This window comes from Bacillus nitratireducens (assembly GCF_036320425.1).
GTDB lineage: Bacteria > Bacillota > Bacilli > Bacillales > Bacillaceae_G > Bacillus_A > Bacillus_A nitratireducens.
Genome location: NZ_JAUMJO010000004.1, coordinates 614,463 through 633,326 on the forward strand (window position 1 = coordinate 614,463; position 18,864 = coordinate 633,326).

Sequence of the window (18,864 nt, forward strand, 5' to 3'; positions counted from 1 at the left end):
CAATGCGTTTTCAAAGTGGACAAATAAACTGTGCTTTTCTTATCGAGTAGCAACAGATACTTCTGAAAGAAATAGACTACATCGTAATAGGGGTTATATTCACAGCTGTAATTTTACAAGTTGAAATTGCAAACCTAACGGTTGTAGTTGGATTTATAGGTAATGTCCCTAGTACTATACCAAGTCCTGTTTGTTCCACGTTAAAATCTGCTGCAATAGAACCATTACTTGCTAAAAGACTTACTGTAGATCCGATAAACGCATCCAGTAATTGTCTAATTGGTCGTTCACGACATTCACACTCGCATCCTACATCGGTAGGTGGAAGCAATGTTATAGGTGGTCCTGGTGGTAAAAAACCTACCCCTGTTACATCAGATATATTGACCACAAAGGTTGTAGTGCCATCTGTAACTGTAACTAAAAAATCATTCACGGAAGTGATAGTAAATAGAAAGAAAAGCGGGGGCGTGTTGGGTGTGTCTGCAATAGTGCCAAGAATAACAGTTTCTCCAATAAGTTGTTGTAAAACGCTTTGCATAGGTAAAACACAGCAATCACAAAGACAACCTTCAGTTCCTCCTGTTGGACCTGTCTCTCCTGTTGGACCCGTTACTCCCGTTGGACCCGTTACTCCTGTTGGACCTGTCTCTCCTGTTGGACCCGTTACTCCCGTTGGACCCGTTACTCCTGTTGGACCCGTTACTCCTGTTGGACCCGTTACTCCTGTTGGACCCGTTACTCCCGTTGGACCCGTTACTCCTGTTGGACCTGTGGGTAAAGTAAATGGTGGGATTGGGGGAAGTGTAGGGCCAATTAAATTTGGATTTAATGCATTAGCTTGAAGTATCCCATTTATCTTTTGTATTTCATTTTTATCAAACACATAACTACCTCCTATGAGTGTACTATACTGTAGTAATACAGTTACATATACATAAACTTCATTGATCGTAATATAATATGTTTTTCCTATACTATTGTGTACCTTAAATTGTACTGAACCTTCCATATTTGACTTCCTAAAAATTGTAAACACCTCACCTACATCTACAAAACCATCCACCTCTTTATCCTGCCAAGATCGAGCATCATAGAAACCTAGAATGTTAACTTTAGAAACGAGATTCATACTTTTGAATATTTCAGAAGTCGCTGTACTATGAGCTACTACGCCCTCATAAACACCTACGCCATAACGATATGGTTGTTTTGGTAAATTAAGAATAATAAACGTTCTATCAGCAAAAACACTTGTAGCAAAAGAACCAGCAAGTACTAGAATCATAAGGAACGAGGTAATTAGCTATATTAAAACCAGCTAAAATTGAAATGAATGTAAGTGATTGATTATTTATATCCTTAATTCTTTTCAATATTATTGTTGTATTCGGATTCATATACGCTATAAACAATCTAATAATTATTGTCAAGATAGCTAGTATTAAGAAATCAAAAGTTTTTTCTGCCTTCGTTGCAGAACGCAAATAATTCATTGAAACCTCTATCAGAAACTTATTTGCTTTCCAAAACAGATTTTCTCTTCGTCCATCTCCATAATCGTATCCGCTTAACAAGCATTGTTTTATTTTGAACAGGTATTCTCTTATACATATCGAAATATACAATAAGAAAAAACAATAAAATTGATTATTCTTTCTCTACTTTGTCCATCCTTTTAAAAAATCTATGTTTTTTGTAAAAGGAGTGTTTTTATGGAGAAACAGACACTTTGGAAAAAATTCAAAAAAAGTTCAGTAAACCTCGGTAAATCCAGCGTATATGAAAGTATTATTTTATTCTACACAATGAAAAAGAAAGCGTTACCTACTAAAGCGAAACTCATAATATTAGCCGCTTTATCCTATTACGTATTAACAATCGATTTCATTCCAGATATTGCTGCTATTATTGGGATCGGCTTATTAGATGATGTTTTAGCAATCGCTATAGCGCATAAATTTGTAATGCGTCATGCAGATGCTGAAATTCGAGAGAAGAGCAAAGTAAAAATGGAGTCATTATTCACTTCAGCACAAGCATAATTAAAAAGAGCTAAGATAATTTCCCTTAGCTCTTCTTTCATAAAACTATATTATCCCTTAATACAATTAATAATCAGTGGGACATTTTCACTTTATTATAAATATCATTTCACTTCATTAGCTACAAAAAATTGCTCACAAACACTCGAAATGCGCTGCAAGTCTACGTTCCCACCAGATATAACCGCGACTACCTTTTTCCCTTTAATATACGTATCCACTTTCCCTGCAAGTAGTGCAGCAGTCGCTAATGCACCTGCACCTTCTACAACAGCTTTTCCACGCTGTAATAAGTCTTTCATCGCTACTTCTAATTCACCTTCTGATACTGTTACGATATCATCTACTAATTCTTTTACAACTTCAAAAGTTAAATTGCCTGGTATTTTAACCGCACAGCCATCTGCTATAGTAGGTGCCTCATAATGTTCTACAATTGTACCTTTGTCATAAGATGCCTTCATCCCATGAACATTGTTTGCTTGGACACCAATTATATTAATGGATGGATTAAATGATTTCAATGCAACAGCAATACCAGAAATAATGCCACCTCCGCCAATTGGTACAATGACAGTATCAACATCCCACATATCATCAAGGATATCTAAGCCAATTGTGCCTTGACCAGCCATTACCTCTACATCGTCATATGGATGTAAGTATGTTTCACCTGTTTCGCTTATAATCTCCTCACATTTTGCCTTCGCATCATCAAAAGTTTCACCGTATAAAACAACTTCTGAACCATATCCTCTAGTAGCCTCAACTTTCGCCTTCGGTGCAGAAATCGGCATCACAATTTTACTCTTAATACCAAGTAAATGAGCAGATAAAGCAACTCCTTGCGCATGATTACCAGCGGAACAAGCAATTACGCCTCGCTCTTTTTCTTGATCTGTCAACTGTGACATTTTATTAAACGCACCACGAAATTTAAAAGAACCCGTTAATTGCATATTTTCTAATTTCAAGTGAATTTCTCCGCCTGTTTTACTAGTCAAATAAAAAGATTTTACTAATGGAGTTTTACGCGCATTTCTGTCTAGAATGTTTTGAGCTTTTTTAATGTCTGCTATATGTAATGGTAGTTTTTTAGTTATCATACTAACACCTCTTCTAATGATTTATAATTTACTATTTGTCTCATTTCTAAGTTTTCGTAAATAATAACCCCTCTATACGCAACCAACTACGTTAAAAAATCATTCCTCATATATGTACGCCATTCTTTAAAGTACATATACGCAAACAATTTAGCATCCTCTTCATATCACGTGCTTTATAGTGATTCAGACATGCTATTTGGATCCAATTATTCTTTTGTAAATATGCTGATTCATAATGAACAATATATCCTTGTAACGCTAACTCATCACCTAGCGCCTTAGAAGACTTATCTTCATTTAATTGAATGGTAACTATAATTGGCGCGGCATGTTCTTTAGGTGAAACAAGATTTAAACCCATATTAGTAATAGCTTGTTCAATATAAGCATATGTCTCTTTTATTTTTATAAATGCCTTTTCATCTTCAAACCTTTTCAACGCTTCTTGCAATGCATAAATTAAATTCCATGAATGGGAGTATGGAATACTATCATTCATTTCATACATACCAATATCCATATACACAGGTATCGCTTCGTTTTTCTCTATCATGTGATTATGAAAAACGAAACATAATCCTGTAAATGATTTAATCGCTTTTCCGCTTACACCACTTGCAAAATATACATCCTTTAAATTTATTGGTATTGCACCAATTGAGCTTATACAATCTACACATAGTTTCATTTGATACTTTTTACAAAGAATGTTTAGTTCTTCTAAATTATTTAACATTCCAGTTGATGTTTCATGGTGAACAAACCAAAGCCATTCATAATTTCCAGTTGCCATTATTTCTTCTAATTCTGTATAAAGAAACGGCTCTGCCCTTTCTTTTTTATACGTATCAAAATTTAAATGTGCACGTCTTGACTGCTCAATTAATCTATTACCGAACTCCCCGTTCGCTAAAACTAGTCCTTTACCTTTTAATGAACGTAGCTGTAAAGCAATTGCATCATTCGCTAACGTCCCTGTTCCTAACATTACTTGTACACGTTTTGCTTTTGTCATTTGCAGTAATCGTTTTTTTACATTTTCCATCGACACTTGAAATGACTTAGAACGATGTGAAATAGGCTTAGTAGAAAATGCCTTTCGAACATTTTCTTCAATATCCACTGGTCCAGGTAAAAACGTATATTCTTTCGTCATAATGCCTCCAGCACTCGACTCTTCAAACATAGAAGGTGTAACATACATTGGCTGAAAAGCGGCTTCTTCTGTACCAACTAGCGTATGGAAAGGTTTGAATCCCATTTGCTCATATAAAGGTAGTTCACGTGTTGTAGCAGAAATGAGCGCCAATTCATATCCATTTAGAAGCAAATAACGATGTAAAAATCGAATTAGACCTAACAATGCTCTTCCATTTCGATATTCACGTTCTACTGAAAGTAAACGAATTTCATATACGTTTTCTCCATGTTCTTGCAAGTGAAAATCTAAATTTGAAATTTTATGATCTAATGAGAATGGTCGTTTTCCTCGCAACGCAACCATACCTACTAACTTATCCTCATCTAAACAAATTAAATATGTATTTTCTTCATGAAAACGATCTATACGAAAACGTTCTTTCGTTTCTTCATGCTGCGGAATCTCTTCTACAAATGTTTTATAGTTCAATTTATGTATACTTTCAAATTCCCAAGCTTGATCAGCAACTTTATAAATTAACCCCATGTCCTATCCCCTTCATCTCTCTATTTATCGCTCGCTTTTTAATAAAATTATAAGTGGAGATTCCTCCACTTATAAAAGATTCCTTTATTCTCGATTTACATATAAAATAAGTAGAATTATAAGTACACTTAAAATAGTCGTACCAATAGAGAAAGAATAAAAAATCATGCACATTGGTAAACAAGCGATTGTAATTAATCCTGGCTTAGTAAATCCTTTAAATATTAAATAAAACACTATAAAAACGCCTATTAGAGTAAGCGCTATCAAATAATCAAATGCGATTAACCCTCCAATAAATGTTGAAATACCTTTTCCACCCTTGCCTTTAAACAAAATCGGGTAAATATGTCCAAGTAAAACAGCCAGTAAAGCTAACATTACAAATGTAGAATCTTCAAAAAGGTATTTTGCAATAGAAACTACGATTGCCCCTTTGATTGCATCACCTAAAAATGTAGCGACGAAATACCCTTTTCCATATACGCGCCCCATATTTCTTGCGCCAGGATTACCGCTTCCTTCCTGCCGAATATCAACATTATGTTTCCATTTCGTCACTATATAAGCGGTCAATATGTTTCCAAATAAATAAGCAGCCACCAAATACAAAAATTGCATACTATTAATCATGTAATCATTCACTTTCTACATAGGAGTACTTATACAATATTCAATGACTATGTATATTGTACTTTTCTTGCTTTACATCCCTTTGTATATTTTAACATCATATTTTTACAAATCATACAAAAATTCTCATGCATCTATTTTTCAAAATACACACCCTTCATTAGATGATATGTTCCTTTCACTGCCATTTCTGATGGTGATACAAATATAACTTCTCCCATACTTTTCTCACAGCATTTCTTAAATTCAGCATATATTTCAGGTACTGAACACAATATACTACCACTAACTGCAATTGAAGTTAGTACATCAAACTGCATCTTATTATAATTATTTACTGTAATTCTCGCTAATTCCTTGCCAGCTTGCTGCATAATTTCATATGCATCAGCATTCCCATTTCTCGCCTCCCGAATAATTAATGGCGCAATTGCTGCAACCTTATCTTTTGAGGAAGTATATATTAGACCTTTTATGTGAGATGGCGTCAAAAGTTTAAACTCATTTTGAATGTTTAAGCTTAATGGACAAAGGCTTAATCCTTTATCAAATTGCAATGCCATTTTCTTTAAGGCTTGCAAGGCAATCCAATAACCGCTTCCCTCATCCCCTAAAATATGTCCCCATCCACCGCTATACTCGTACACTTCGTCTTTCTTTCCTATACAAATTGCACCTGTACCACCTATAGTTAATATTCCATTCTTACCTTTTAAAGCAGCTGCATGTGCAATCATTGCGTCATTAAAAACTTCAATTTGCGTTTTATATTTCTTTATTAATCGTAATGTTAATTCATTTGTATTCGCTCCACTTATACCCGCTAATCCTAAACAAATACAAACGCAGTGCCCATCTATTAAAGCTTCCTTGCATTGATCAATCGCCTCCATAATATGCGAAACTGCTTTTTCATAATCTATTAATATGTTTCCAAACCCACTCATACCTCTTACAACTTCGTTTCCGTCTTGATCAAATGCAATTGCTTCTGTCTTCGTTCCCCCGCCGTCTACTCCAATCATATACTTCATATGTCCGCCTCATTTTCATCTTCTTATTGGAGGGAATGTTGTATTCCCTAAAACTACAGATTTCTTTGCACCTGTTACGCTCGGCACATTATTCGGATTACGATGATGCGTTTCGTTTGCTAAAATCGCAAAGGCGATTGCTTCTTTCGCCTCTGAAGAATAGCCTATATCTTCTTGAATAAATATTGCGCATTTTTCTTCTTTCAATCCTTTCCGAATCATTTCAACAAGTGTATCATTATAACTTCCACCACCACCTAGAATTACCTCATCGATTTCATAATATGGAAGAATAAATTTCTTATAATGATGAACAATTGAACTTGCTGTAAACATCGTGACAGTCGTCAAAAGATTTTCTTTACCATGCTTTTCAAACCGCTTCAATAATTCACTTACAAACTCTTCTCCAAACTGTTCTCTACCAGTTGATTTCGGTGGATTCATTTTCAAAAATGGATGGTTCATACAATATGTCAAAATTTCATCTACAACTACTCCTTGTTTTGCAATCCAACCATTTTGATCATATGGCAACTGAAATAATCTTTGACATACATCATCGATTACCATATTTCCTGGGCCAGTATCAAAAGCGATAACTCTCTTATTACTTACTTCACTTGGAATCACTGTAACATTACCGATCCCGCCAATATTTTGTAGTAGTCTATTTTTAGTTTGATGACGATACAAAATGACCTCTGAATATGGCACAAGTGGTGCACCTTGTCCCCCTGCTGCCATATCCATCGTTCGAAAATTAGAGATAACCGTAGTGTTCGTTTCATATGCTATAACTGCTGGCTCTCCAATTTGTAATGTTGAGGGCATCATATTACCATCTTGTTTTGGTTGATGATAAATCGTTTGTCCGTGAGAACCTATTAAATCTAATTTTTCCAATGAAATATTTGACTCTTTACAAACTTCCTTTACAGCGTTGGCAAAACATAAACCGAGCTTAAAATTCAAACTGCATATGAGTTGGACATTTGAATTTTCTAATGATAACGATTGTTGTATTTCATTTTTTATATCATTACAAAATGGAACAGTAGTAAAATGTATAAGTTCGACTTTAGAATCTACACCGCTTCCTTCTATATGAACGAGCGCTACATCTATTCCATCTAATGAAGTACCTGACATTATTCCTGCAATATACATAACATGTATGACCTCCTATTTATTAAAAAACAATCATGTAAGTTACAAACGTACACCCGATCGAAAACAATATAAATCTAAAAAATAACTGAGCTTTTGATACAAATGATCCATCAATGAAAGAAACAACAATCGTAAGCAAAACACTCGCCGCAAAGCTTGTAACGAGCCATATACTATGCATTTGTGATAGATTTAGCATTCTTAATAAAGGCACGAAAAGTAAATTCGCACATATCACTCCAAATAACAATAAAAACACACCTTTATAACTAAATTTTATATTCATTCCATTTCACCCTCTCTGGACTTAATGTGAAAGAAGTGATAGACAAAATGCCTATCACTTAAAAATAAAATATAAAACTTACGGATTAATAGATTCCCCATCACCATTTTTCTCAATTTCAAGCATGTTTTTATCGTACATTTTAAAGAATGGTAAATAAATAAGGAATGATATTGTTATGTTTATAAATACGAGTACAATCGCTCGCCAATCCCCACCTGTTGCTAAATACGCGCCAATTGGAGCTGGTAATGTCCACGGCGGCATAATATGTGTTGGCGTTACAAATCCCATCGCAGTTGCTGAATATGCAATAGTTGCTGTTACTAGTGGTGTAATGATAAATGGGATAATTAAAATTGGATTCAATACAATCGGCAAACCGAATATAACTGGTTCATTAATATTAAAAATCCCAGGTACAATACAAGTTCTCGATAATGCCTTCGAATATTTTGATCGACCAAATACGATCATTGCTAATACAAGTCCTAGCGTTGCGCCCGAACCACCAATCCATATAAACCATTGGTATAATGGTTCTGGTGAAATGAATGGCAACTGATCTGCTCCACTAGCAACCGCTTCACCATTTTTCCCTAAGTAAACTTCCCATAATGGCCGAGCAACAGTTCCAACAACCGACACACCATGGATTCCGAATGACCAAAAAAATGTAATTAAAAACACTGGAATGATTACACCGAAGTAACTATCACCAGCTTTTACTAACGGTGCCGCTAATTTATCAACTACATGATGTAAATCAATACTAAAAACGACAGTTACTAAACTCATTAAAATAATTACGAATGCAGCAGGTATAAGTGCTTCAAACGAACGTGAAACAGACGGCGGTACTTGTTCTGGCATTTTAATCATTACATTTTTCGTCTTACAAAATCTTAAAATCTCTACTGATAAAATAGAAACGATCATCGTCACGAATAATCCATGCCCCCCGAGATTTGTCATCGGAAGCATAAATCCTTTTTTATCAATTAATTCAGGGGTTAACGTTAATAGCAGTGAACATACCGCAAGCTGTGCCCCTGATAAAGCGTCTAACTTATAACTTTTCGCTAAATTGTATCCTATACCAAATGCTATATATAAAGACATAATAAACATCGTTAAACGATATGGTATTAATATACTTGTTTGATTTTTCAATGCCCAAACTGATATGAAACTATCTTTCGGTAATGGTGGAAATGCTACTATTAAAAAGAAACTCCCTACGATAATAAATGGTAACGCCGAAATAACTCCATCACGGATTGCTTGTAAATGCCTCTGTTCAGAAAGCCTTGCCATCGGTCCAGATAAGTTTTTATCAAGAAACGTGACAAACTTATTCATAACGCTTCCCCCTAACTAACTAATTAATTCATTTACAGTTTTTAATAAAGTCGGTCCACCAAGCGGCGTGTATGCTTGCGGTGGAATAATACCGCACGGAATGGATTCCTGTTCTGTAAGTTTTTTTACAGCGTCAAATCTATGTCTAACTTGAGGTGCAACCATTACAACATCCCAACCATTCTTTACTTCTTCCTCCACCTCACTTGTTCCAATAGCATGCACTTCCATGTTCATACCTTTTTTCTCTGCTTCTTTTTTTAAAGCGTTTACAACAATTGCGCTGGACATTCCTCCAGAACAAACGAATAAAACTTTCATTATTGAATCCTCCTATACTTATAAATTATTTCCTTCAAATGAAAGAAAGTTTCACTTTACTAACAAGCATATGAAGAAATGAAACGATTTAGTTATACTGAAAGTAAATTTCACTAAAAATATTTTTCCTATTAAATTAATGTTTCAATATTTATTTTTCTCAATTGCAGGGCCAACCTCACATCATATATTATTTTAAATAATCGTATAATAGGGAGGCGTATAAATGATTATGAAACGTTTATTAATGATGTGCTGTATCGTCATCTTGTTTACTCCTTTCTCTTTCATTTCCCCTCACTCTACTTATGCTGAAGTAAATACTACTTACAAAAAACATGAATTACGCGCTGTATGGATCGCATCTGTTCTTAATATTGATTGGCCCTCAAAAACTGGCTTACCCATCGAAAAGCAGAAACAAGAATTTATAAGACTATTAGACGATGTAAAAAACACTGGTATGAATGCAGTCGTTGTACAAATTAAACCGACTGCCGATGCTTTCTATCCTTCAAATTACGGTCCTTGGTCTGAATACATTACGGGTACACAAGGAAAAGACCCTGGATACGACCCACTCGCATTTATGATTGAAGAAGCACATAAAAGAAATATAGAATTCCATGCATGGATTAATCCATACCGAATAACGATGAATCACACTGATATAAACCGATTATCGGATAATCACCCTGCCAAACAGCATCCGGATTGGGTTGTGTCTTATGGCGGAAAATTATATTACAACCCTGGTATTCCAGATGTGAAAAACTTTATAACGGAAGGCGCTTTAGAAATTGTAAAAAATTATGATGTTGATGCAATTCATATGGACGATTATTTTTATCCTTATAAAGTAGTTGGTGAAGAATTCCCTGATCAAAAGACGTACGAAACTTATAATAATGGTAAATTTATAAATATAGAAGATTGGCGACGTAACAATGTTAATGAACTTGTCAAAGGTTTAAATACTGCTATAAAACAAGAAAAATCATACGTAAAGTTTGGCATTAGCCCATTTGGCGTATGGCGAAATATAGCTGACGATCCAACTGGCTCTAACACAACTGCAGGTCAAAGAAACTACGATGACCTTTACGCTGACACACGTGAGTGGATACAAAAAGGATATATAGACTACATTACACCTCAAATATATTGGAATATAGGTTTCACACCTGCCGCATATGATATATTAGTAGATTGGTGGGTAAAAGAAACAAATAACAAACCGATTCACCTATACATCGGTCAGGCGACTTATAAAATTAATAACAACTCTGTCCCTGCTTGGTCTGAGCCAGAAGAATATCCAAAGCAAATCGCTTTAAACCATCAATATCCACAAATAAAAGGTAGTATGCATTTCAGTTTAAAAGATATTAATAACAATCCACTTGGAATTAAAGATAAACTCTCAAAAGACATATATAAACACCCTGCATTAATCCCGCCTATGCCTTGGCTTGATCACAATCCACCCAAACAACCAACTTTAAAAGGTGCCATTCCAAGAAATGAAGGTATTGCTATAGGTATCATTGATGATAGAGAAAATGACTCTGCTTATTACGCCATTTACCGTGTAAATGGCAAAAATCAAGTGGATATACAAAACCCAAAAAATTTACTTACAACTGTAAGAAAAACAAAGCTTGGAGAAATTTATGTAGATAAAACGGCTATTTCTGGAGAAACGTATACGTATGCGGTAACTGCAGTTGATCGATTGCATAATGAGAGTGTTGCTTCTAGTTATACTACCGTAAAGGCAAAATAAAATCTCATAAAAAAACGCCTTAAAGCTGTAATACTTAGCTTTTAAGGCGTTTTTTTTATTTATTCTTAAACTTCTCAGTCGCTGCTCTCATCTTCACATTCAAATCATGATCAATGGAGTCGCGAATATCACGCTCGACTACTTCCATTTCTTTTTGGAAATTTTGCAAGTAGACTTTTAACTCTTCTTCTTTTTCTGGTCGTTGTGACGGAGGTAATTGCACCACTAAAGATAACATCGCAGTTAAATCTTTCATTAAGAACGTTTCAAGTTTATGTTGTTGTTCAAACATACGCTGCTCCTGATAATACGGCAAGGCATTTAATACTGAAATTGTAATATCATCAACCGTTCGTTGTAATGAAGGATTTATTGAGCGTTTATACGCTTGAATTGTATTTAATGCATCTGGATATCGATCATAGAAATACAATTTATAAAACGATAAGTCTGTCGGTTTTACAGTTTGTTGTGATTCTTGTCTCAAGAAATCTTTCACTTTCATTGTTGCGATATCAATATCTTCATTCGTAAGCTTTTTCGTTGTTTTTGCCATTACATGCACTTTTTTCTGCTTTTCTTTCGGTAACATTGAGAAAACTTGCTCTCTCGTACGTTGACCTGAAGTACAGAAAAGAGTGTTTAAAGTATTTTTTTCTTTTTTCCCTTCTGTACGAACCCAGCGATAAAAGAGTGGGTGCTGCGTAAATTCTTGTAAAAACGGTGTTGATTTGTTTGATAATTTCTCAATGGAATCTTGTGCTCTCTTATATGGTTTCGTCCATGAAAAATAAAGTTTACGTCCGAAGTATACAACTAAAACAACGACAGTAAATGCGATTAAAAGTAATGACCCTAGTAGTAATAATACTCCTTGAATGAAACTCATTTTTTCACCTCCTCTAAAAGTCTGTTATTTCCTTGGACGCTGAATGAGTTTCTGCTTCATCTCATCATTAAATGTATCTAGTTCAATTACAAATTTCTTACTAGACTCAATAATACGTTCTGACGATTTCTCAGATGCTTCAATAGCGGCGAATACATTTTGGAATGATTCACGTAATTTATCCATACTAATAGCAGGATTTTCAAGAAGTTTTGTTGTTTCTTCTGTATTTTGTTTTAATGCTTGAGAATTGCTTAATACCATTGATTCGATCGCTTCATTTGTCGCATTAACTGCATCGATTGTTTTACGTTGATTTGTTAATGCTAACTGGATTGCAGCTGAAACCGTTACAACATTTTGCGTCATCGTAATTGCATTACGAATTGCCTCTGATAGCTTTTCATTATTTTTCTTAATGATGTCTACAGATGCGATAGATTGTAATAATACACTTTTCGCTTGCTGCATATTACGTGTACGTACAAGTATCTTTTCTAATGCATCATTTATTAATGGAATATCCCTTTGACGTTCTGGGTTTTGTTTCTCGGCTTCAAGCATGCCTGCCAGTTTTCTTCCTAAGTATACTTGTTTATCAAGAGCGTGAATTTTATCGTGCGATTGTTCTTTAAGCATTTCAAGACCAACTGTATCTTCTTGTAAGTTATCACGACCAATTAGAAGGGATCTTATAATCTCCTCAATTTGCTTATCTATAGATTGATATTTATGCACGTATGTTTCAAGTGGATTTTTTTTGAATACTTTAAACATAATTTTCTTCATACCACTTGCTTTTAATGAATTCGGATCAAGCTCTGATACCACTTTTCGTAATTCTAACAATGTATTTGGAATTTCTTCATTCTTTCCATTCATCATCGCTGTCACAGGACGTTTTAAAGCTGATAGCGTTTGTCCTGCCGCTTGCTGCTCTTTATCTCCTAAGTCTCCAAGCTGCGACAATACTTTTGATAAATCTGTATTTTGCTCGCTATTTAACTTTTGTACATACAGATCAGCTTCTTTATTTAATTGTTCAAGTTCTGCATCTTTTATTACTGTATCCACTACTACTTCTACATTATTATCTTTCACAATCGATACAGGTTCTTTTTTCTCGAGTTCAGTCAACAAAATCGCTCCTTTATTTATATGTGCGAATTTATATGCACTATATTTCATCTAATATATCGTATTTCATACACATTTTGCTTGCTTGAAATCGATTTTTCAAGAAATACCTGCTTATGCAGTCATTCCCTGTTTCATAGTATAAGTATACCTGTTCTCTTCTTTATTTTCCTCAGACTTAAGACCTAGAGAGGAACATGCTGAAGGCGGATTCTTTACGGATCCCATTATTTATTACCTCTCCATTCTAATTTGAAATTCGATTGGTCAATCTCCTTCAAATCATACAGCACTCAATCTTTTGACATTTGTTATCTTTCAATGTGATAATTATGTCATGCTCGCTTCTACTTATTTTTTCGAGCAACGAATGCTCCCTTTTGAAAAGCTAATAACGCCGTTTCGTACGTATCATCTTCTTCAATCATCTTGATAAACTCCGCTAATTCTTCTGTATGTGAAGTTGCATTATCAATAACAAGCAAACCTTTTGGCTCTAAAATACGTTTTATATGTTCCCACCACCACAAGTATTGTGTACGTTCTGAATCTAGGAAAATAAAATCAAATGAATGATCTAATTGCGAATCTAAAAACGCCCCAGCTTCTTGATTATGGACATCAATTCTCTGTACAAGGTTTACCTTTTCAAAATTTACAATTGCCTCTCCAACCCGTTCTGAAGAAAGCTCTACAGTTGTTACATTTCCATTTGTTTCTTCTACCGCATTAGCTAACCACAATGTAGAATAACCATTAGAAGTTCCAATTTCTAAAATGTTTTTTGCATTACACCCTTTTACTAAAATTGATAAAAATTGCCCCATCTCACGAGAAATATTCCGTAATTTTTCTTCCCGCGTTTTTTTATTTCGATCATGCTCTACTCCATATTGTTCAAGTTGAGATAATAATGAATCTACAGTATCCATCCTTTTCATCGCCTTTCAAAAAGCAATATGATGAAAAAGCTCTTGCTGCCCGTCTACTTTTCATTATATGCGAAACGAAACCCTTTTTCTCGTTATATGACAAAGTTTTAAATTTTTTTATAGCATATTGTTTCGTTTTTTGGTAAAGTTAATTTCTACGTGCAATTATTCCATTCATACTATTTTTAATTAAATTGCAGTTATTAAATAATATAAACCCCATTTAAATGAATCGGTATTTCAAATTCAATTAAGCGCCCTTTCCGGACGCATTTTCTTTTGTTTATATATTTCTAGAAGAAAGGATGCTTACAATGAACGTGATTAGCTTAGATGCCGCTAGAAAGCGAAAACAGCATAAAAAATTAATGATTACTATACCGATTATTTCACGTATTTATGAAGAAGACGGGGAAATTAAATTTGAGGTAGCCGGCGAAAAAGATGTACCTCTTGAAATGTTAGAAAAATAAAAAAAAGACGCACTTCTAAAGAAATGCGTCTTTTTTATACTATTACATTTAAATGCATAAGTTTTTCAGGATTAACCATCATATAAATGTTTGAAATTTTCTCATCCTCAAATGCGAATGAAAGTACATACGTCACTTTATTATTTATTGTAACTATAACGCCCGGTGCACCATTTACTATTTTGAAATCAACACTATACTTTTCTGGCAACCGTTTTGTAATTCCATAGAACAAACGTATAATTTTATCTGCAGAATAAATCGGATTAATAGCAGTTGTAACTTTACCACCACCATCTGCTTTAAATATCGCATCTGTTTTTAATACTTCTAACATGCCTTCTGCATCCCCACACTGTAATGATGATACAAACTTTTCCACATAGGCAGCCATTTTCTTCGTACTTAGTGTTGATTGCTTCGGCTTATCTAAAATACTTTTTCGTGCGCGTTGAAAGATCTTCCGGCAATTCACACTACTCTTATCAACAATTGAAGCTATTTCCTCGTAGTCATAACTCAAAACCTCTCTTAATATGAAAACAACCCTTTCTACCTCAGACAGTTGTTGTAAAAGTAATAAATATGCCGTAGAAATTGATTCTTTCATTACGAATGACTCTGCTGGCTCATCAGTCTCTTCCACAAATGGCTCTGGTAACCACATCCCTACATATAAATTACGTTTATGCGCTGCCGAACGTAATTTATCAATTGAACGATTTGTCGCCATTTTACACAAATATGCTTTCATATTTTCTATAGATTGAACATCCTCTATATTATTTACCGCGATAAATACGTCATGAACGATATCTTCAGCGTCCATAACACTCCCAAGGATTCTATATGCTAATGAAAATAATAATGGTTGATACGCTTCATATAATTGCTCCGTTTCCATGATGAACTGCCTCACTTTCTAATTGCTTTAAAATGTGTAACGCTGCACGTTTCCCGCTTGCTACCGCAGCATCAGCTAATATTTCATCATGCCCAGCCCAATCTCCTGCAACGTAAACACCTGGCATTTCAGGTATATTAGGGCCCGTTTTTTCAACACGGTCAATATGAGGAAAATCATGTACTACCGTTATTTTCGGTAAATATTGCTTTGCAACAACTTCTCTTTTCCAATTCGGATGTAGCAACTCCATCGTATTTTCTAACTGTTCTTGATCATCATGAAAATGATTTATCTCTAGCATAGGATTATGGTACTTAATTAAGCTCACTACTATTGAGCCATCTTCACTTAATTTAGCTGCTCTTGATTGATTCGTGAAAAATATAGGTTGATCTAACCCTAATGCAAATTGATGTGTAGGGTTGGTTAAGCGTCTTAAACCAATATCTAATGCAGCGACGGTAACCGGTACCGATTCTTTACTCCATCTATACAAACTTGTTCTTTCTGCACCTTTTATTATTTTACAAGCCTCTTTTGGTGAAGTCGTCACGATGACTGTACCTACTTCAAATAACTCATCGTCAAAACAATGTATTCTTTGTTTACCTTCGTAATGCTCTATTTCCAAAACATGTTTATTAGCCGAAAATTGCACCCCGACATTATTCGCCATATCTCTTAATTTTGTTATTATCGTCTCCCAACCACCATCTACATAAAGTACCCCTTCTTTCATAGACAGCTGTATTTGCTTTAGTACAGATGATGCTAATTGTATCGTAGGAGCAAACGTATATGTTGTTGTTCGGCATAACGCATAAAATATATTTCGAACCATTGGATCTTTTATTTCATTTTCTGCCCATGTAGATAAACTCATTTTTTGAACTTTTCCTACATCTAATTTCCCTAAATGAATCATAAGACGAGAGAATTGTACTTTTGCAGACCATGAAAGTAACGGTGTTGATAAAATGGAGCGAAAATCTGTTGGAATGGTAAATACATCCCCTTTCCATATTCCATGTGCTTTTGTAGATGGCATTCCACCTGGGAGATTCAAACCTAACTCATTAAAAGTTAAAAATGCTGCTCCTCCTCTGTATAAAGCATGTGCACCAAGATTCATGCAAATGCCATTTTTATTTATAGTCATCCCTCGACCACCAAAGCGACTTGATTTTTCCAATACAATAACTTTCCTTCCAGCTTTCGCTAAATATATAGATGCTGTTAATCCAGCAAGCCCACCGCCAACAATTGCTACATCAAATTTTCTCATAATAAAATCCCTCCTTATCGTTCTACATACAAGACGAACGAACTAGGAGGGATGTGACATTCAGTTACACATAATTTATTTCTCCTAACCACTCCATTGCAGAATCAACTGTCAAACAGTGGCTTAATACTAATTTATATTCCAGAAAGTGTTGGTGAACATTTTTAAAATAATAACAGTTACAACTTCTACAAACAAACTTGTTTACATAATAATATTATTTTCTAAACACTTACATGCTGGTACCAAACTTCACTTTCTTCTTCACTCATTTCTCCTATTATTTTTGAAAAATCTATTTTTCTATCAAATAAGTCTTTTAACATATGAAATTGTTCAAACGAGCCTGTAAATGTTTCTAATGACTTAGAACAACAAACCATTTCAATGTTTTCAATTGTTGCTCCATCTAATTCTAATTCCTTTAGTCCTCTCATTCTACCTAATGCCGATCCATCCGTTACCTTTGTATCTTTCAACTTTATATTTTGAATTGACGCATTATGTTGAAAGCAATCTAAATTATCAATGGTACTATTTTCAAATTCAATTGTTATTAAGTCATTTAAATTTTGTAAAACAAGTAAATCCAATTCACTAACATTCTCTAAACCTAAAATATACAAATGCTTTAAAGTATCTACTTTTGAAATTGCATAGAGCTGCTCACGATTTGAAATATGTACAGAAAGCGATTCTAACTTTTCAAACTGCGGTAATAACGAAAAATCTTTAATACTAGTATTAGAAATATCCAATTTTTTTAATGACTGTATTTCTACAAGTACCGATAGATTATTTATCCCCGTATTCTTTATATTCATTTCTTGTAAGTGCTGTAAATGTATAATTGGCGTTAAATCTTGAACCGGATTATTAACTAAATATAGCTTCTTTAAAGTATTCATCCGTTCTAACCCTGTTATATCTTTAATTTCATTACCAGTTAAAATTAGTTCCCTTACTTCCGTACATATATGTAATGGACTAATATCTACTAATCCCTTTCCACCTAAATATAGTCTCTTCTCTCTAATAAATTTATCCGCACGTTCAGAAGAACCCACAATGTTTTTCCATTCTCCATCTAAACTATCGTACCAATCTTTAACATTATTTTCAGACTGAAATATAAATTGAGGATGTAAAACAGGTAATTCAATATTAAATAATGCGTCTAAAAAATGTAGATTGTCGTTAGCACCATAACTCCAATATAAATAGTCTTCCTCTTGGTGAATGGTGAAATTTTTATCTTTTAGCGTTTGTAAAATAAATAGTAAAAAATCTGAAATTCTATTTGCCATTACATATTTTACTTCTTCATCTCGTCCAAAATTAATAACTTGTCCCATTTCCCCCTTTTCATCCGGATCAACATCTATTCCTATATTGTTACCGCCATAATCCTTACTAATAGGTATCCATTTGTGATTCACATATCTTTCCTTAATACATTTTGCTGGTATTGAAAATGCATCAAAATTAAAAAACTCCTCTTCTTCAATTCTTTTCCATACTCTCCACTCATTCAAAACTTCATCTAAAGAGAGAAATGGCAAACCAAAAAACAATCCTGGCCCCGATTTAACTTCACCGTTATGTGTGAGATAAAGCATACGTAATTCATCTGGAAACGAAATTTCCATTTCGCTTTCGACATATTGAATTTCTTCTATTGTTGCAGGTGCATTCAAAAATGGTTTAAAGTGATTTTTCAATTCAACTTCTAACTCTTTTAAAATTAGACTATTCATATCCCACACTCCCTTTTTATTAACTAACAAAAAAGCTCCTTTAATTAC

Annotated in this window: 19 protein-coding genes; 3 read left to right on the forward strand and 16 right to left on the reverse strand. The window is 34.2% G+C overall.

Translation table 11 applies throughout. The features are described 5' to 3' along the window. Positions 1-76 precede the first annotated feature (76 nt). Both Q3V31_RS18695 and Q3V31_RS18700 read right to left on the reverse strand, forming a co-directional pair. The gene (locus Q3V31_RS18695) at positions 77-1,132 is read right to left on the reverse strand and encodes an exosporium leader peptide-containing protein (RefSeq protein WP_425332957.1); all 1,056 of its coding nucleotides are present in this window, start codon (positions 1,130-1,132) and stop codon (positions 77-79) included. A 109-nt stretch (positions 1,133-1,241) separates the two neighbouring features. Next, positions 1,242-1,496 carry a hypothetical protein gene (locus tag Q3V31_RS18700; protein ID WP_071734241.1) on the reverse strand — a complete coding sequence of 85 codons (255 nt, stop codon included), beginning with the start codon at positions 1,494-1,496 and terminating at the stop codon, positions 1,242-1,244. Between the two features lie 219 nt (positions 1,497-1,715). On the opposite strand from Q3V31_RS18700, the gene Q3V31_RS18705 reads away from it, so the two are divergent. Next, positions 1,716-2,045 (forward strand): YkvA family protein, encoded by a 330-nt coding sequence (locus Q3V31_RS18705; protein ID WP_016129433.1) that lies wholly within the window; start codon positions 1,716-1,718, stop codon positions 2,043-2,045. 104 nt (positions 2,046-2,149) lie between these two features. Here Q3V31_RS18705 and tdcB read toward each other — a convergent pair whose 3' ends face one another. From tdcB to Q3V31_RS18745, 8 genes are all read right to left on the reverse strand, one after another. Then, positions 2,150-3,151 carry a bifunctional threonine ammonia-lyase/L-serine ammonia-lyase TdcB gene (gene tdcB / locus Q3V31_RS18710; protein ID WP_090813395.1) on the reverse strand — a complete coding sequence of 334 codons (1,002 nt, stop codon included), beginning with the start codon at positions 3,149-3,151 and terminating at the stop codon, positions 2,150-2,152. Between the two features lie 106 nt (positions 3,152-3,257). Next, positions 3,258-4,841, reverse strand: a complete 1,584-nt coding sequence (locus Q3V31_RS18715; protein ID WP_090813394.1) for an aminotransferase class V-fold PLP-dependent enzyme — start codon at positions 4,839-4,841, stop codon at positions 3,258-3,260. A gap of 84 nt (positions 4,842-4,925) precedes the next feature. Continuing rightward, on the reverse strand, positions 4,926-5,474 hold the full coding sequence (gene plsY, locus Q3V31_RS18720; protein WP_000610839.1) for a glycerol-3-phosphate 1-O-acyltransferase PlsY: 549 nt from the start codon (positions 5,472-5,474) through the stop codon (positions 4,926-4,928). A gap of 134 nt (positions 5,475-5,608) precedes the next feature. Further along, on the reverse strand, positions 5,609-6,508 hold the full coding sequence (locus Q3V31_RS18725; protein WP_000876612.1) for a BadF/BadG/BcrA/BcrD ATPase family protein: 900 nt from the start codon (positions 6,506-6,508) through the stop codon (positions 5,609-5,611). 15 nt (positions 6,509-6,523) lie between these two features. Next, complete coding sequence (gene anmK / locus Q3V31_RS18730) at positions 6,524-7,678, reverse strand: anhydro-N-acetylmuramic acid kinase AnmK (protein ID WP_090813393.1); 1,155 nt, start codon at positions 7,676-7,678, stop codon at positions 6,524-6,526. Positions 7,679-7,700: 22 nt separating this feature from the next. Continuing rightward, positions 7,701-7,967 carry a hypothetical protein gene (locus tag Q3V31_RS18735; protein ID WP_001021975.1) on the reverse strand — a complete coding sequence of 89 codons (267 nt, stop codon included), beginning with the start codon at positions 7,965-7,967 and terminating at the stop codon, positions 7,701-7,703. 78 nt (positions 7,968-8,045) lie between these two features. After that, on the reverse strand, positions 8,046-9,329 hold the full coding sequence (locus Q3V31_RS18740; RefSeq protein WP_001032299.1) for a PTS sugar transporter subunit IIC: 1,284 nt from the start codon (positions 9,327-9,329) through the stop codon (positions 8,046-8,048). A 15-nt stretch (positions 9,330-9,344) separates the two neighbouring features. Further along, entirely contained in the window at positions 9,345-9,650 is a 306-nt protein-coding gene (locus tag Q3V31_RS18745; RefSeq protein WP_000865888.1) for a PTS sugar transporter subunit IIB, read from the reverse strand. A 226-nt stretch (positions 9,651-9,876) separates the two neighbouring features. On the opposite strand from Q3V31_RS18745, the gene Q3V31_RS18750 reads away from it, so the two are divergent. Further along, a complete protein-coding gene (locus tag Q3V31_RS18750; RefSeq protein WP_000605567.1) occupies positions 9,877-11,436 on the forward strand; it encodes a glycoside hydrolase family 10-like protein in 1,560 nt (519 codons plus the stop codon). Between the two features lie 55 nt (positions 11,437-11,491). On the opposite strand, the gene Q3V31_RS18755 is transcribed toward Q3V31_RS18750, so the two are convergent. From Q3V31_RS18755 to Q3V31_RS18765, 3 genes are all read right to left on the reverse strand, one after another. Next, complete coding sequence (locus Q3V31_RS18755) at positions 11,492-12,325, reverse strand: DUF3974 domain-containing protein (RefSeq protein WP_090813392.1); 834 nt, start codon at positions 12,323-12,325, stop codon at positions 11,492-11,494. 24 nt (positions 12,326-12,349) lie between these two features. After that, positions 12,350-13,462, reverse strand: coding sequence for a toxic anion resistance protein (locus tag Q3V31_RS18760; protein ID WP_000137400.1), 1,113 nt, complete (start codon positions 13,460-13,462; stop codon positions 12,350-12,352). Positions 13,463-13,809: 347 nt separating this feature from the next. Continuing rightward, positions 13,810-14,403 carry an O-methyltransferase gene (locus Q3V31_RS18765; protein ID WP_090813391.1) on the reverse strand — a complete coding sequence of 198 codons (594 nt, stop codon included), beginning with the start codon at positions 14,401-14,403 and terminating at the stop codon, positions 13,810-13,812. A 305-nt stretch (positions 14,404-14,708) separates the two neighbouring features. Here Q3V31_RS18765 and Q3V31_RS18770 point away from each other — a divergent pair, with 305 nt between their 5' ends. After that, positions 14,709-14,867: a hypothetical protein gene (locus Q3V31_RS18770; protein WP_001100983.1), complete on the forward strand. Its 159-nt coding sequence runs from the start codon at positions 14,709-14,711 to the stop codon at positions 14,865-14,867. 34 nt (positions 14,868-14,901) lie between these two features. Here the strand turns inward: Q3V31_RS18770 and Q3V31_RS18775 are convergent, their stop codons facing one another. The 3 genes from Q3V31_RS18775 to Q3V31_RS18785 form a co-directional block, all read right to left on the reverse strand. Next, a complete protein-coding gene (locus Q3V31_RS18775) occupies positions 14,902-15,771 on the reverse strand; it encodes a sigma-70 family RNA polymerase sigma factor (RefSeq protein ID WP_090813390.1) in 870 nt (289 codons plus the stop codon). Then, complete coding sequence (locus Q3V31_RS18780) at positions 15,749-17,059, reverse strand: phytoene desaturase family protein (protein ID WP_090813389.1); 1,311 nt, start codon at positions 17,057-17,059, stop codon at positions 15,749-15,751. The genes Q3V31_RS18775 and Q3V31_RS18780 overlap by 23 nt, the downstream gene beginning before the upstream one ends. A 224-nt stretch (positions 17,060-17,283) precedes the next feature. Continuing rightward, positions 17,284-18,816: an SMI1/KNR4 family protein gene (locus tag Q3V31_RS18785; RefSeq protein WP_329765731.1), complete on the reverse strand. Its 1,533-nt coding sequence runs from the start codon at positions 18,814-18,816 to the stop codon at positions 17,284-17,286. Between the last annotated feature and the right edge of the window lie 48 nt (positions 18,817-18,864).